Source organism: Pseudomonas capeferrum (assembly GCF_000731675.1).
Taxonomy (GTDB): Bacteria; Pseudomonadota; Gammaproteobacteria; order Pseudomonadales; family Pseudomonadaceae; genus Aquipseudomonas; species Aquipseudomonas capeferrum.
Window position 1 is genome coordinate 643,468 of sequence record NZ_JMIT01000003.1, and the last position, 13,981, is coordinate 657,448.

Genomic DNA, 13,981 nt, shown 5'->3' on the forward strand with positions numbered 1-13,981 from the left:
ATTGAGTGTAACTATAGTTGTGCAAGACGCCGCGAATCGAAAACTGTCATACGTGTGTCATAACATCGAATGGCACATTGCCTTGCATCAAGCCTTGGCGTGCCACGCGTTGGCGACAGCCCCGTATCGTGGCACGATTGCCAGGTTAACGACCGAGAACATCCAGATCATGCCGCATACCAACGCGAAGAACCTGTCTCTGATCGCCGCCATCGACCTTGGCTCCAACAGTTTTCACATGGTCGTGGCCAAGGCCCACCACACCGAGATCCGTATTCTCGAACGGCTGGGGGAAAAGGTTCAGCTGGCCGCCGGCATCGACGAAGAGCGCAAGCTCAGCGAAGAAGCCATGCAACGAGGCCTCGATTGCCTCAAGCGCTTCGCCCAGTTGATCAACGGCCTGCCTGCGGGCGCCGTGCGCATCGTTGGCACCAACGCACTGCGCGAAGCGCGCAACCGTAACGAATTCATCCAGCGCGCCGAGGCCATTCTCGGCCACCCGGTGGAGGTGATTTCCGGCCGTGAGGAAGCCCGCCTAATCTACCTGGGCGTCTCCCACACCCTGGCCGACAATCCGGGCAAGCGCCTGGTCGCCGACATTGGCGGCGGCAGTACCGAGTTCATCATCGGCCAGCGTTTCGAGCCGCTGCTGCGCGAGAGCCTGCAGATGGGCTGCGTCAGTTTTACCCAGCGCTACTTCCGCGACGGCAAGATCACCCCGGCGCGCTATGCCCAGGCCTACACCGCCGCACGCCTGGAACTGATGAGCATCGAAAACGCCCTGCACCGCCTGACCTGGGACGAAGCCATCGGCTCGTCCGGCACCATTCGTGCCATCGGCGCAGCCATCAAGGCCAGTGGCCTGGGCAATGGCGAGGTCAACGCCGAGGGGCTGGCGTGGGTCAAACGCAAGCTGTTCAAGCTGGGTGAGGTCGACAAGATCGACTTCGACGGGGTCAAGCCAGACCGGCGCACTATCTTCCCGGCTGGCCTTGCGATTCTCGAGGCGATCTTCGATGCCCTCGAGCTGCAACGCATGGATCACTGCGACGGCGCCCTGCGCGAAGGCGTGCTGTTCGACCTGCTTGGCCGCCATCATCACGAAGACGTGCGCGAGCGCACCCTCAACTCATTGATGGAGCGCTACCACGTTGACCAAGGCCAGGCCGCGCGCGTCGAGCGCAAGGCATTGCATGCCTTCGACCAAGTGGCCAAAGCCTGGAAGCTGGAAGACGGAAATTGGCGCGATCTTCTGGGTTGGGCGGCGAAAGTGCACGAAGTTGGGCTGGACATTGCCCACTACCACTACCACAAGCACGGCGCCTACCTGATCGAACATTCCGACCTGTCAGGCTTCTCCCGCGAGGACCAGCAGATGATGGCCCTGCTGGTGCGCGGCCATCGCCGCAACATCCCCAGAGACAAATTCGCCGAGTTCGGCGATGAAGGCGTGCAGCTGATTCGCCTGTGCGTGCTGCTGCGCTTCGCCATCCTGTTCCACCACATTCGTGGTACCCAACAGATGCCGAAAGTGCAGCTGCAAGCCGGCGACAACAGCCTCGAAGTGGTCTTCCCGCAGGGTTGGCTGGAGCAACACCAGCTGACCCAGGCCGACTTCGCCAACGAGGCGGAGTGGCTAGCCCGGGTCGGTTTCGTCCTCAGCGTACGTTGAGCACCGGGTTGCTCAGGCGCTCCAGCAGGGTCGCCTGGGCACTGCGCGGGTTCTGGTTGCCGGTCGGGGTGCTGCGCACGTAGCGCCCGTCCGACTGCAGCGTCCAGGCATGGGTGTTGTCGGTCAGGTAGCTTTCCAGCTCCTTCTTCACCCGCAGCAACAGCTTCTTGCCTTCGACGGGGAAGCACGTCTCGACGCGCTTGTCGAGGTTGCGTTCCATCCAGTCGGCACTGGACAGGTAGATCTGCTCCTCGCCACCATTGAGGAAGTAGAACACCCGGGTGTGCTCCAGGAAGCGGCCAATGATCGAGCGCACGTGAATGTTGTGCGAAACCCCCGCAATGCCTGGCCGCAGGCAGCACATGCCGCGCACCACCAGGTCGATGCGCACGCCGGACTGGCTGGCCTTGTACAGCGCCTTGATGACCTTGGCGTCGGTCAGCGAGTTGAACTTGGCGATGATGTGCGCAGGCTTGCCTTCGAGCGCGAACTGGGTCTCGCGCGCAATCATGTCGAGCATGCCCTTCTTCAGGGTGAACGGCGCGTGCAGCAGCTTCTTCATGCGCAGGGTCTTGCCCATGCCGATCAACTGGCTGAACAACTTGCCGACGTCTTCGGTCAGAGCGTCGTCGGACGTCAGCAGGCTGTAGTCGGTGTACAGACGGGCGTTGCCGGCGTGGTAGTTACCGGTGCCCAGGTGCGCATAACGCACGATTTCACCGTGCTCGCGGCGCAGGATCAACATCATCTTGGCGTGGGTCTTGAACCCGACCACACCGTAGATCACCACCGCACCCGCAGCTTGCAGGCGGCTGGCCATCTGCAGGTTGGACTCTTCGTCGAAGCGCGCGCGCAATTCGATCACCGCAGTGACCTCCTTGCCGTTACGGGCGGCGTCCACCAGCGCGTCGACGATCTCAGAGTTGGCACCGGAGCGGTACAGGGTCTGGCGCACGGCGAGCACATGCGGGTCCTTGGCAGCCTGGCGCAGCAGGTCGACCACCGGCGTGAAGGACTCGAACGGGTGCATCAGCAGGATGTCCTGCTTGCTGATCACGCTGAAGATGTTGTCGGCGTTCACCAGCAGCTTGGGGATCGCCGGGGTGAACGGCGTGTATTGCAGCTGCGGGTGGCTGTCGAGGCCGGTGATGCTGAACAGGCGGGTAAGGTTGACCGGGCCGTTGACCTGGTACAGCTCGCTCTCGCTCAGGCTGAACTGTTTTAGCAGGTAATCCGAAAGGTGTTTCGGGCAGGTATCAGCCACCTCGAGGCGCACGGCGTCACCATAGCGGCGCGAGAACAGCTCGCCGCGCAGGGCGCGAGCCAGGTCGTCGACCTCTTCGGAGTCCAGTGCCAGGTCAGCGTTACGGGTCAGGCGGAACTGGTAGCAGCCCTTGACCTTCATGCCCTGGAACAGGTCGTCGGCGTGAGCGTGAATCATCGACGACAGGAACACGTAGTTGGCACCCGGGCCACCGACCTCTTCAGGCACCCGGATGACCCGCGGCAACAGGCGTGGCGCCGGGATGATCGCCAGGCCCGAGTCGCGGCCGAAGGCATCGACGCCTTCGAGCTCGACGATGAAGTTGAGGCTCTTGTTCACCAGCAAAGGGAACGGGTGGGTCGGGTCGAGGCCGATCGGGGTGATGATCGGGGCGATCTCGTCGCGGAAGAAGCGCCGCACCCAGGTCTTGAGCTTGGGCGTCCAGTGACGGCGGCGGATAAAGCGGATGTGGTGCTTTTCCAGCTCCGGCAGCAGCACATCGTTGAGGATGGCGTACTGGCGGTCCACCTCGGAGTGCACCAGCTCGCTGATGCGCGCCAGCGCCTGGTGCGGCTGCAGCCCGTCGGCACCGGCCTGTTCGCGGGCGAAGTTGATCTGCTTCTTGAGGCCGGCGACGCGGATCTCGAAGAACTCGTCGAGGTTGCTGGAGAAAATCAGCAGGAATTTCAGGCGTTCGAGCAGCGGGTAGCTCTCGTCCAGCGCCTGCTCCAGTACCCGAATGTTGAACTGCAGCTGCGACAGCTCGCGATGAATGTACAGGCTGCTGTCGTCAAGGCCGGGGACGGCGATCGCTGGTGCCGGCGCAGGGGCCGGTGCCGCAGCCTCGACCACCGGCGCAGGTTCTGGCTCGGGCTCTGGCGCTGGCGGCAGGTCTGGCGGGGTCTGCACCATCTCTTCGGGGACGGCCTGGGCGTCCTTGATCGCGACAGGGGTGAGCACTTCATTATTCATCTGGACGTTCCTGGAGGACGTTAACGCCCTATCATCAATTGAGCGGGACGATAAGCGGCCATTATGACGCCTGTGTTACACCCACTGGCAAGCCTGCGACTTGTGGCCGAAGGCATTGTCCTTGTAGGAAATGTTCACGTCGAGACACATTTGGACACTTTCATCCACGCGCGCGAAGGGGTAGGCTGCGCGTTCATTTCGCCAGCACCTCAGAAAATGCTTCAACAATTCCTGCAGGATTTCGGCTACTTCGCCCTTTTTCTAGGCACCTTCTTTGAAGGCGAGACCATCCTGGTGCTTGCGGGTTTTCTCGCGTTCCGCGGCTACATGGACATCAAGCTGGTGTGCCTGGTGGCCTTCCTGGGCAGCTATGCTGGCGACCAACTGTGGTACTTCATGGGCCGTCGCCATGGGCGCAAGATTCTGGCACGCAAGCCGCGCTGGCAGGCCATGGGTGATCGGGCGCTGGACCACATCCGCCGCCACCCCGACATCTGGGTGCTGAGTTTTCGCTTCGTCTATGGCCTGCGCACGGTGATGCCGGTGGCCATTGGCCTGTCGGGCTATCCGCCGCGCCGCTACCTGCTGCTCAACGGCCTCGGCGCCGCCATCTGGGCGTTGGCCCTGGGTGCTGCGGCCTATCACTTCGGCGCTATCCTCGAAGGCCTGCTGGGTAATGTGAAGCGATACGAGCTATGGGTGCTCGGCGGCCTGCTGTTGCTTGGCGCCCTGCTCTGGCTGCGCCGGCGCTTTCGCACCATGCGCGCCGAGCGCAAGGCGGCCGCACTGGGCCAGGCCGCAGGCGCTGAGCAGGCTGTAGACCAGGAGCAGGAACCACCCCAGCGGCGTGATCAGCGCTAAACCCAGTGCGCCAGCCAGGTACAGCGCTGGCGCATTCGACAGCAACCGCAGCCACTCCAGGCGCCTGGCCCATGGCCGATTCTCAAGCAGCGTGCCGAGCACGAACAGGCCCACGGCCATGACCGACCAGCCCAGCACCAGGGCGGCGCCCGGCACGCGCTCTGCCACTTCCATCAAGTAGCTGCCCAAGGCCACGTAGACGACGAACTGCACCGCTACGTAGGCCTGCTGCGCCCGCCCCAGGGCTACCTCGAACTTGCGAAACAGCGCCAGGTCCGGCTTGGCCTGCGGATAGCGCGCCGCGACATCGGCCGGGCGCCACCCCGTGGGCATGAACCAGATCCGCAGCTTGTCCCACACACGCTGGGTACGCCGGGCATCGTTCCAAAGCTGGGCATAGAACTGCAGGTTGGCCCACAACGGGTTCCAGCTGGCCAGTGGCGTGGTCACCCCGAATACCACCGGCTCGTCCGGGTCTTCTTCCTTGAACGTGCCGAACAGGCGGTCCCAGAGAATGAACACGCCGCCGTAATTGCGATCCAAGTAAACAGGATTTTGCGCATGGTGGACGCGATGGTTGGATGGCGTGATCAGTATCCACTCGAGCCAGCCAAGCTTGGGAATGTGCCGGGTATGCACCCAGAACTGGTACAGCAGGTTCAGCGACGCCACGGTGATGAACACCAGCGGCGGCACGCCGACCAGCGCCAACGGCAGGTAGAAGACCCACGCAAAGATGAACCCGCTGCTGGTCTGGCGCAGCGCCGTGGTGAGGTTGTACTCCTCGCTCTGGTGGTGCACCGAATGAGCTGCCCACAGCACGTTGCGCTCATGCCCCAGGCGGTGCAGCCAGTAGTAGCAGAAGTCGTAAAGCACAAAGGCCAGCACCCACACCCACCACGCCTGTTGCGGCAGGCGCAACAACGCCAGGTGCTCCCAGGCCAGGGCATAGGTCACCAGCCCTACACCTTTGGTCAGCAGGCCGGTACTGGTCGACAAGGCGCCCGTACTCAGGCTGTTGATCGAGTCGGCCAAGGTGAAATTGCGCTGGCCGCGCACGCGGTCGGCCACCAGTTCGGCGGCAATCAATACGAAGAAGAACGGCACGGCCAGCAGTATCAGGTCCATGGCAACGACCTCAGGCGTTATCCACCAAGATTAGGCCGCAACTGCGGGAACCCCTATGGCTACATCTGCCAAACTAGAGGACATTTAGCGCCTCGACACTGGAGTAATGAGCATGACAAAAAAAGTAGCGGTGATTCTTTCAGGCTGTGGCGTGTATGACGGCGCCGAAATCCACGAAAGCGTGATCACCCTGCTGCGCCTCGACCAGCGCGGGGCGCAGGTGCAGTGCTTTGCGCCGAACATCGCGCAGATGCATGTGATCGATCACCTGACCGGCGAGCCAATGCCCGAGTCGCGCAATGTACTGGTGGAGTCGGCGCGTATCGCCCGCGGTGAGGTCAAGGACATCCGCGAAGCCAATGTCGAAGACTTCGACGCACTGATCGTGCCCGGTGGTTTTGGCGCGGCAAAAAACCTGTCCAACTTTGCCGTCGAAGGCGCCAACTGCAGCGTCAACCCGGACGTGCTGGCCCTGGCCGAAGCCTTTGCCGACGCCTGCAAGCCGGTCGGGCTAATCTGCATCTCGCCAGCGCTGGCAGCGAAAATCTATGGCCCGGGTGTGGTCTGCACCATCGGCAACGATGCCGGTACCGCTGCAGCAGTGGAAAAAATGGGCGGCAAGCATGAAGAATGCGATGTGCACGATATCGTCGAAGACACCCAGCGCAAGCTGGTGACGACCCCGGCATACATGGTGGCGAAGTCGATCAGCGAGGCGGCGGGCGGGATCTACAAGCTGGTGGATCGCGTGCTGGAACTGACCCACGAGAACGACCAGTAACCCCCGGCCTGCACCCTCTTTGTAGGAGCGGCCTTGCGTCGCGAGAGGGTCGCGGAGCGGCCCCGGGTTTTCGGGTGCCAGCAAGAACGTAGGGGGCCGCTCCGCGCCCCTTTCCGACCGGTCCGGCGCCCCGGCAAGGCCGCTCCTACAAAAACCAGAACCCGCGCGCGTCAGGGGCCCTTGGACAAGCGCGCGATGATGCGGTCCAGTGCATTGGCGAACGCCTGTTTCTCCCGCTCGCCATAAGGCGCCTGCCCTCCTCCAACCTGCCCCTGCTCGCGCAATTCGGTGAACAGGTTGCGCGCCGCCAGCCGATCACCCATGTTGCGCTCGTCAAACTCACGCCCCCGTGGGTCCAGCGCCGCCACGCCTTTCTTGACCAGCCGATCGGCCAGCGGCACGTCGCTGCAGATCACCAGTTCGCCAGGCGCGGCGTTGTCGACCAGGTAATCATCAGCCGCATCCATGCCGCTGGGCACCACGATCAGCCGCACACAGGCAAAGGCCGGCTTGCTTTGCGCCTGGCCCGCCACCATCACCACCTCGAGTTTGCGCTTGAGGGCAAACTTGACGATCAAGTCCTTGGCCGGCTTGGGGCAGGCGTCGGCATCGATCCATACACGCATCGGGAAACACCTCTAAATCAGCGAGACTACGCTCATGCCTCACATCATGCCCGAAGCGTGGCAAAAGCTGGAGCTGCCTGGCCTGCACAAGGCATACCGGTGCTTGAAAAATGGCGTCAACCATCCATTTAGCGCTTATCCGAGTGCGTCACTCAGGCTAAACTCGCCGCAGCCCCACTGGCCTGCCCCGAGTGTGCAATGAACCACCCCCACGAAATCCGCCCCGACCTGGACGAAGGCATCGACCGCAAGGTCCTGGCGACATTGCGGGCGCGGTTCCTGCAGCTCAATCAAGGCCGTTTGCAGCGTGCGAGAGAGGGGCTGTCGACGCGCCAGCAGCAGGTACTGACGTTGTTGCCGCTGCTGTTCCACGTCAATCACCCGCTGCTGCCCGGCTATGTCTCGAGCAGCACCCCTGCCGGGGTGGCCGGCTTCGAGCCTGGCGCAGAACGGGTCGCCGAAGCCCAGCGCCTGGCACGCTCGTTTGCCTACAAGGCTCGCCAGGGGCACGCACCGCGCCCGATCCATGGGCTGTTCCTGATGGGCAGCCTTGGCTCCCTGGCCCAGGCCGAACTGAGCGACATGGACTTCTGGGTCTGCCACGCGCCTGACCTGGGCGACAGCCAGCTGGACGAGCTTCGGCGCAAATGCCAGTTGCTGGAAACCTGGGCCGCCAGCCTGGGGGCCGAGGCACACTTCTTTTTGATCGACCCACAAGGCTTTGCTCAAGGCGAGCGGGATGGCCAGCTCGGCTCCGACGACTGTGGCACCACCCAGCATTACCTGCTGCTCGACGAGTTCTATCGCACCGCTATCTGGTTGGCCGGGCGTACGCCCCTGTGGTGGCTGGTGCCGGTGTATGAAGAGCACAACTACAAGGCCTACACCCAGACCTTGCTCAGCAAGCGCTTCATCCGCAGCCAGGACGTGCTCGACCTTGGCAACTTGGCGCATATCCCGCCCGGCGAGTTCGTCGGTGCTGGGCTGTGGCAGCTGTTCAAGGGCATCGACTCGCCTTACAAATCGCTGCTCAAGCTGCTGTTGACCGAAGCCTACGCCAGTGAGCACCCCGCCGTACGCTGCCTGAGCCTGGACTACAAGCAAGCGGTGTTCGCCAACCAGCTCGACCTCGACGCGCTGGACCCCTACGTGATGGTCTACCGGCGCATCGAGCAGTACCTGCACCAACGCGGCGAGCCGGTACGCCTCGAACGGGTAAGGCGCAGCCTGTACCTGAAGGTGAACAAGAAACTCAGCGACCAGGTGCGCGGCAACGGTTGGCAGCGCCAGCTGCTGCAGCGCCTGGCAGACGAATGGGGCTGGGACGAGCGCCAACTGGCCCTGCTCGATAGCCGCAGCCAATGGAAAGTCGGCCAGGTGGCCGTCGAGCGCCGCGAACTGGTGGCCGAACTGAACCACAGCTACCGCTTCCTCAGCCAGTTCGCCCAGACCCGCAACGCCAGCAGCCGCGCCGACCAGCGTGACCTCAATGTACTGGGGCGGCGCCTGTATGCCGCCTTCGAACGCCGAGCCGGCAAGACCGAGGTGATCAACCCGGGGATTGCCCCGGACCTGGCCGAGGGCACCCTCACCCTGGTCCAGGCCCCCAATCGCAAGGAGCCCGGCAGCCATCACTGGGAACTGTACACAGGCAACTTGAGCACCCACGAAGTGGAGCACTTCAGCCCGATCAAACGCTGCCGCGAACTGCTCGAACTACTGACCTGGGCCCATCGCAATGGCGTGATCGACAGCAGCACGCGCTTCGCCCTGCACCCTGGTGCCAGCGATCTCAGGGAGCTCGAACTGTTCAACCTGCTGGGCAGCCTGCAGCAGGCCATCGACCTGCCGCTGCCCACCGTCAGCGAAGTCCGCCTGCTGCAGCCCAGCGTGGCCGACGACATCCTGTTGCTGGTCAACGTCGGCGTCGACCCACTGCGCCACCACCGCGACCTGAACATCCTGATGACCACCGAGCGCACCGACTCGTTGAGCTACGCCGGCGTGCGCGAAAACCTGGTGCTGACGCTCGACCAGGTCACCCTCAACAGCTGGAGCGAGGTGCTGGTGCAGCGCTACGACGGCGAGCACGCGCTGCTGCGCTGCCTGCGCGACTACCTCAACAGCCTCGGCCAGCGTGGCCATCGCCCACGGCTGCGGGTGCGCTGCTTCTGCCACAACCGCGCGCAGGCCATCGAACAGCGGGTCGAGGACATTTTCGCCACGGTGCAACGGCTGCTCGACCAGGGTGCCAAGCACCGCTACGTGCTGCAGGTGGCCCAGCACACCCACGTGCTGGAGCTTCTGCCCGGCCAGGTCAGCCTGGCGACCCTGGGCGACCATGAGGCCGTGCTGGACTGCCTGAGCGAAGAGCGCAGCGTCTACAGCCCGCTGCACCTGGACGCCAATGCCCTGCAGGACCACGACCTGCCACTGGTACTGGAGCGCGGCCGGCCCGCTTGCATCCAGGTGTTCTATCGCCTGTTGGGTGACTGGGCCGACCTGTATGTGCTGGATGAGTACAACGCGTTGTGGCAGCAACGCTTGCCACTGCAGGATGAAGCCCACTTGCTGCTGCCGCTGCAACGCTTTTTGCGCTCGGTGCTGATGCGCCGCGATGCGCAACTGCCGCTCGACAGCCTGGGGGCGGCTTCGCTGGATATCCGCTATGGGCAGTTGCTGCCTTCAGGCACAGGCAAGGCCCGCAGCATCGAGCCGCGCCTGGCGCCGGTGGACGGCAGCGACCAGCCTTTCTATGAGGTCCAGGCCATCATTCAGGCCGGGGCAGCGGGCGCCGTGCAGGTCACCTTGTACTGTGACCAACAGGAGTTTTCCGAACTGGATCATGGTGACCAGCTGTACGCAGTGGTCGCGCGGCAGATCATCGGCCAACGGCGCAATGCCGGGCATTACCGCTGTTACATCACCGACCTGGATTTGTCCGAGCTACTGGGGGACGAGCTGGGGGCGACCGTATTGTATCTGCGCTACAAGCGGGAGCTGGAGCAGGCGTTGAACGAGGGGTTGGAGCAGGTGCAGGCGCTGGGTTTCTGAATAGTAGGGGGCGCTTTGCACCCCCAAAGGCTCACAGGTCGAAATCACCCGCCGCTTCCGGCTGGTACTCAACCGCCACCAGCTTCAGTTTCAGCGTCTTGCCGCCGGGCGCCGGCCAGTCGATCTGCTCGCCCACCGTCAGGCCCAGCAATGCGCAACCAATTGGCGCCAGGATCGAGACCTTGCCTTCGCCGCCGGCATCCTTTGGATACACCAGGGTCAGGTGGTAATCCTTGCCACTGGCCTCTTCACGGCAGTGCACGCGCGAGTTCATGGTCACCACGCCGGCCGGTACTTCCTCATGACCGACAACCTTCTCAGCGCGGTCCAGCTCGTCCTGCAGGGCGAGCACACCCGGCGTACTTTCGTCGAGGCTGTCGATCAGACGCTCCAGACGTTGTACGTCCAATCGGGTGAGGGTGAGGGAAGGCTTGGTGCTCATGATCCAGTCAGACTCCATTGAACAGGCGGTTTTCTGTGGGCAAATAAAGCAAAACCCCGCCCAAGGGCGGGGTTTGTGAATGCTTTGGCGTCACCGACGCATAACCCGACACTACCACAGCCGGGCAAATACTCAAGCCCGCGCGCGCAAGGCATCGGCTTCCTGGCAGATCTGCCGGCGCCGCTGGTCATCTGCAGAGCGCCATTCGCGGATGTGCTCCACATGGCGATGACAGCCGGTGCAGACGCGCTGCTCGTCCAGGCGGCAGACACTGATGCACGGCGATTTCACGGCGGTGCTGACATTGCTGTAAAGCGGCTTGGGCGGCCGCGGCTGCTCACTCATCTCAGATCTCGTCGAAGTCCAGCTTCTCGCCGGCGCGCTCCCAGACGATGCGTTCAAGCATCTCGCCGAGCAGCTCGTCGGTCTTCTCGCAGGTCCACTTCTTGCTCTCTTCATCGTAGTCGAAGTGGAAACCCCCGGACTTGTCAGCCAGCCACAACTGGCGCAGCGGCTCCTGACGGCTGAAGATCAGCTGGCTGCCGTTGTCGAACTTGATGGTCAGGACGCCGGCGGAGTTTTCCATGTCCAGGTCCAAGTCGCTGTCGTCGAACAGGTCTTCCAGCGCCTGTTGGGTCGCGTCGACCAGATCATGGAAACGCGCTTCGCTCAAACTCATTGCAGGAACCTCGAAATTGGCTGCGTGACAGGCAAGCCGGGCAAGATACGGGCGCTTGGCGCTGAATGCAAAGATTAGCCATTGAAGGCGGTAAGAATAGCCCGCCCGGCGGACCGGCCCTTGCATAGGCAATCCGCCGGTCGCTCGGTATACTCGGGCGCAATACTGCATATTTCAAAGGATTTCACCCAATGAAGCGCCTGATTTCCTCCCTCGCGGCGCTGGTCGCTGTTGCCTGCCTCGTTTCTGCCTGCGGCCAGAAAGGCCCCCTCTACCTGCCGGAAGACGGCAAGGACGGCAAGGACACCCGCAAATCGCACCAGCACCAGCCCAAAGCCAAGCCGGCCCAGACGCAAGAACAGCAGCCCGAGCTGCAATCCGAGCCCGAGCAGTCGCCAGCGCAGTAAGGAAATCAGATGAACGCTTTCAACTACCGCGACGGTGAACTGTTTGCGGAAGGCGTGGCCCTGTCGGCCATCGCCGAACGCTTCGGCACCCCCACCTACGTGTACTCGCGCGCCCACATCGAGGCCCAGTACCGCAGCTATGCCGACGCGCTGGACGGCATTTCCAGCCTGGTCTGCTTTGCCGTCAAGGCCAACTCCAACTTGGGCGTGCTGAACGTCCTGGCGCGCCTGGGCGCAGGCTTCGACATCGTCTCCGGCGGTGAACTGGAGCGCGTACTGGCCGCTGGCGGGCGCGCGGATCGCGTGGTGTTCTCGGGTGTCGGCAAAACCCGCGAAGACATGCGCCGCGCCCTCGAAGTCGGCGTGCACTGCTTCAACGTCGAGTCCACCGACGAGCTTGAGCGCCTGCAGGTGGTGGCTGCCGAGATGGGCAAAGTCGCCCCGGTCTCGCTGCGGGTCAACCCGGACGTCGATGCCGGTACCCACCCGTACATCTCCACCGGCCTCAAAGAAAACAAGTTCGGCATCGCCATCGCTGACGCCGAAGCCATCTACGTGCGCGCCGCGCAGCTGCCGAACCTGGACGTGGTCGGTGTCGACTGCCACATCGGTTCGCAGTTGACCACCGTCGAACCGTTCCTCGATGCCCTCGACCGCCTGCTGGACCTGGTCGACCGCCTCGCCGACTGCGGCATCCACCTGCGCCACCTGGACCTGGGTGGCGGCGTAGGCGTGCGCTACCGCGATGAAGAGCCGCCTTTGGTGGCCGACTACATCAAGGCCATCCGCGAACGCGTCGGCGACCGCGACCTGGCCCTGGTATTCGAGCCAGGCCGCTACATCGTGGCCAACGCCGGTGTCCTGCTGACCCGTGTCGAGTACCTCAAGCACACCGAACACAAGGACTTCGCCATCATCGATGCGGCGATGAACGACCTGATCCGCCCGGCCCTGTACCAGGCCTGGATGGGCGTCAGCGCGGTTACCCCACGCGAAGGCCAGGGCCGCGCCTATGACCTGGTCGGGCCGATCTGCGAAACCGGCGACTTCATCGCCAAGGACCGCGAGCTGAACCTGGCCGAAGGCGATCTGCTGGCCGTGCAGTCTGCCGGCGCCTATGGTTTTGTCATGAGCTCGAACTACAACACCCGTGGCCGCTGCGCCGAAATCCTGGTCGACGGCGACCAGGCATTCGAAGTGCGCCGCCGCGAGACCATCGCCGAACTGTATGCTGGCGAAAGCCTGCTGCCGGAGTGAGCCCATGCTGCTGCGTTTCACCAAGATGCATGGGCTGGGCAATGACTTCATGGTCCTCGACCTGGTCAGCCAGCACGCACATATCCAGCCCAAGCATGCCAAGCAATGGGGCGACCGCCATACCGGCATCGGTTTCGACCAGTTGCTGATCGTCGAGGCGCCGAACAATCCGGAAGTGGACTTCCGCTACCGGATTTTCAACGCCGACGGCTCCGAGGTCGAGCAGTGCGGCAACGGCGCGCGCTGCTTCGCCCGCTTCGTGCTGGACAAACGCCTGACCGCGAAAAAACGCATCCGCGTGGAAACCAAAAGCGGCATCATCGAGCTGGACGTGCAGAACGACGGCCAGGTGAGTGTCGACATGGGCCCTCCGCGCCTGGTGCCGGCCGAAATCCCCTTCGTCGCCGACGAGCAGGCATTGAGTTACCCACTGGAAGTCGACGGCGAGGTCTATTCGATCGCCGCAGTGTCCATGGGCAACCCACATGCCGTGCTGCGTGTCGATGACGTACATACTGCGCCCGTGCACGCACTGGGCCCGAAGATCGAAAACCATCCGCGCTTCCCGCAGCGGGTCAACGCTGGTTTCATCCAGGTCATCGACCGTCACCGTGCCAACCTGCGGGTCTGGGAACGCGGCGCGGGCGAAACCCAGGCCTGCGGCACCGGCGCCTGCGCCGCGGCCGTGGCGGCTATCAGCCAGGGCTGGATGGACTCACCGGTCAGCCTTGACCTGCCGGGTGGCCGCCTGCACATCGAATGGGCCGGTCCCGGCAAGCCCGTGCTGATGACCGGCCCGGCCGTACGCGTCTACGAAGGACAGGTTCGTCTCTAAGTG

General features: G+C 63.5%; 12 protein-coding genes and 1 pseudogene. 7 read left to right on the forward strand and 6 right to left on the reverse strand.

The annotated features are described in order from the left end of the window. The first annotated feature begins 169 nt into the window (after positions 1-169). Complete coding sequence (ppx, locus tag PC358_RS20545) at positions 170-1,672, forward strand: exopolyphosphatase (RefSeq protein ID WP_033702200.1); 1,503 nt, start codon at positions 170-172, stop codon at positions 1,670-1,672. On the opposite strand, the gene ppk1 is transcribed toward ppx, so the two are convergent. Next, positions 1,659-3,908 carry a polyphosphate kinase 1 gene (ppk1, locus tag PC358_RS20550; protein ID WP_033702202.1) on the reverse strand — a complete coding sequence of 750 codons (2,250 nt, stop codon included), beginning with the start codon at positions 3,906-3,908 and terminating at the stop codon, positions 1,659-1,661. The genes ppx and ppk1 overlap by 14 nt on opposite strands. Before the next feature lie 216 nt (positions 3,909-4,124). On the opposite strand from ppk1, the gene PC358_RS20555 reads away from it, so the two are divergent. Continuing rightward, a complete protein-coding gene (locus tag PC358_RS20555; protein ID WP_033702588.1) occupies positions 4,125-4,769 on the forward strand; it encodes a DedA family protein in 645 nt (214 codons plus the stop codon). A gap of 501 nt (positions 4,770-5,270) precedes the next feature. Here the strand turns inward: PC358_RS20555 and PC358_RS28170 are convergent. Next, positions 5,271-5,897 (reverse strand): annotated as a pseudogene (locus PC358_RS28170) (sterol desaturase family protein); the annotation flags it as partial. Positions 5,898-6,009: 112 nt separating this feature from the next. Between PC358_RS28170 and elbB the strand changes: the two are divergent. Continuing rightward, a complete protein-coding gene (elbB, locus tag PC358_RS20565) occupies positions 6,010-6,678 on the forward strand; it encodes an isoprenoid biosynthesis glyoxalase ElbB (protein WP_033702203.1) in 669 nt (222 codons plus the stop codon). 170 nt (positions 6,679-6,848) lie between these two features. Here elbB and PC358_RS20570 read toward each other — a convergent pair whose 3' ends face one another. Further along, complete coding sequence (locus PC358_RS20570) at positions 6,849-7,304, reverse strand: YaiI/YqxD family protein (protein WP_033702205.1); 456 nt, start codon at positions 7,302-7,304, stop codon at positions 6,849-6,851. Positions 7,305-7,502: 198 nt separating this feature from the next. Here PC358_RS20570 and PC358_RS20575 point away from each other — a divergent pair, with 198 nt between their 5' ends. Further along, positions 7,503-10,358, forward strand: a complete 2,856-nt coding sequence (locus tag PC358_RS20575) for a class I adenylate cyclase (RefSeq protein ID WP_033702206.1) — start codon at positions 7,503-7,505, stop codon at positions 10,356-10,358. 31 nt (positions 10,359-10,389) lie between these two features. Here the strand turns inward: PC358_RS20575 and rnk are convergent, their stop codons facing one another. From rnk to cyaY, 3 genes are all read right to left on the reverse strand, one after another. Further along, complete coding sequence (rnk, locus tag PC358_RS20580; protein ID WP_033702208.1) at positions 10,390-10,800, reverse strand: nucleoside diphosphate kinase regulator; 411 nt, start codon at positions 10,798-10,800, stop codon at positions 10,390-10,392. Positions 10,801-10,932: 132 nt separating this feature from the next. Further along, positions 10,933-11,145, reverse strand: coding sequence for a DUF1289 domain-containing protein (locus PC358_RS20585; RefSeq protein WP_033702210.1), 213 nt, complete (start codon positions 11,143-11,145; stop codon positions 10,933-10,935). Position 11,146: 1 nt separating this feature from the next. Next, complete coding sequence (gene cyaY / locus PC358_RS20590) at positions 11,147-11,479, reverse strand: iron donor protein CyaY (RefSeq protein WP_033702212.1); 333 nt, start codon at positions 11,477-11,479, stop codon at positions 11,147-11,149. 191 nt (positions 11,480-11,670) lie between these two features. Here cyaY and lptM point away from each other — a divergent pair, with 191 nt between their 5' ends. The 3 genes from lptM to dapF are packed head-to-tail and all read left to right on the forward strand — an operon-like array spanning position 11,671 to position 13,978. Next, complete coding sequence (gene lptM, locus PC358_RS20595; protein ID WP_033702214.1) at positions 11,671-11,886, forward strand: LPS translocon maturation chaperone LptM; 216 nt, start codon at positions 11,671-11,673, stop codon at positions 11,884-11,886. Positions 11,887-11,895: 9 nt separating this feature from the next. Further along, a complete protein-coding gene (gene lysA / locus PC358_RS20600; protein ID WP_033702216.1) occupies positions 11,896-13,143 on the forward strand; it encodes a diaminopimelate decarboxylase in 1,248 nt (415 codons plus the stop codon). Between the two features lie 4 nt (positions 13,144-13,147). Further along, entirely contained in the window at positions 13,148-13,978 is an 831-nt protein-coding gene (gene dapF, locus PC358_RS20605) for a diaminopimelate epimerase (protein WP_033702218.1), read from the forward strand. Positions 13,979-13,981 lie beyond the last annotated feature (3 nt).